The organism is Phyllobacterium brassicacearum, assembly GCF_003010955.1.
Lineage (GTDB): Bacteria > Pseudomonadota > Alphaproteobacteria > Rhizobiales > Rhizobiaceae > Phyllobacterium > Phyllobacterium brassicacearum.
This window is the reverse complement of the sequence record NZ_PGGO01000071.1, coordinates 1-942: the sequence shown is the minus strand read 5'-3', so window position 1 is coordinate 942 and position 942 is coordinate 1. Positions and strand designations below refer to the sequence as shown.

Here is a 942-nt window from a genome sequence, read left to right as displayed (position 1 = left end):
GACATGCAGCACTTAAGCACCCACATCGACGATAGACTGGCCGAACGCTTTTCAGCGCTGGCTCATGTGCATGGCGGAAAGTCCGCCTTGCTGCGTCACCTCGTGCGTCTGGCCGTCGATGGACCATCGCCGGAACAGGCACCGAGGCTGCCCGATCCCGCCGGGCGGACCGTGCATCTGTCGGTGCGGCTTCGGCCAACGAGGTTGTGGCGGTCAGGAAGGCGGCGGCCGCCCGCGGTATGAAGCCATCACAATGGCTTCGCTCGGTGGTGCGCGTGCGCCTCGGGGCCGGCACCCAGTACAGCGGGTCGGAGCTGCACGAACTGCGCGCCCTGACCAACCAGGTGCGCAGGATCGGCGTCAATCTCAATCAGCTTGTCCGCGCCGCCCATGAGGCCCGCCTGGAACATGCGCCCTTCGCCGTCGACCATGCGGTTGTTAACACCGCGCGCGGCGAAGTCGAGCGGACGTTGACCGCGCTGCATCTGCTGGCGCGTGGCAATGTTCGCGTCTGGGAGGGGCAGGCCGATGGCGAATGACCCGAAGGTCCGCCTGCTTTACGACGATTTTTACAGGCAGGTCGGTGTGGCCGCGGCCTGGACGCCGCCAGCGCACATCAGGGTTTATCGTGATGCGCTTTTAAAGGGACGGGCCAAGCCGAGGCCGCGCAACACGACGGCGGACAAGGCGAGGCTGGCCCGCATCGCCAACAAGGCGCCGGAAGTCATGATCAAGATCAGCGGACGCACGCGCGATGGCGCGCATCTGAAAGCGCATATGGATTATATCACCCGCAACGGGAAGGTGGCCGTAGAGACCGATTACGGCGCCATGCAAGGCAAGGACGCCGTCAGGGATATCCATGCCGACTGGTCGGACGATGAAATCATCTACGCGGGTCAGCACCAGGTCCGCAAGGCGCCGCCGTCGGTGAACATGGTG

General features: G+C 64.8%; 1 protein-coding gene and 2 pseudogenes. All 3 read left to right on the top strand.

Going from position 1 to position 942, the window contains the following annotated elements; all coding sequences use genetic code 11:
- Positions 1-243, top strand: a pseudogene (locus CU102_RS30070) (hypothetical protein); the annotation flags it as partial.
- A complete protein-coding gene (locus tag CU102_RS28290; RefSeq protein WP_146146491.1) occupies positions 240-539 on the top strand; it encodes a MobC domain-containing protein in 300 nt (99 codons plus the stop codon). The pseudogene CU102_RS30070 and the gene CU102_RS28290, both read left to right, overlap by 4 nt.
- A pseudogene (locus tag CU102_RS28285) lies at positions 529-942 on the top strand (hypothetical protein); the annotation flags it as partial. The gene CU102_RS28290 and the pseudogene CU102_RS28285, both read left to right, overlap by 11 nt.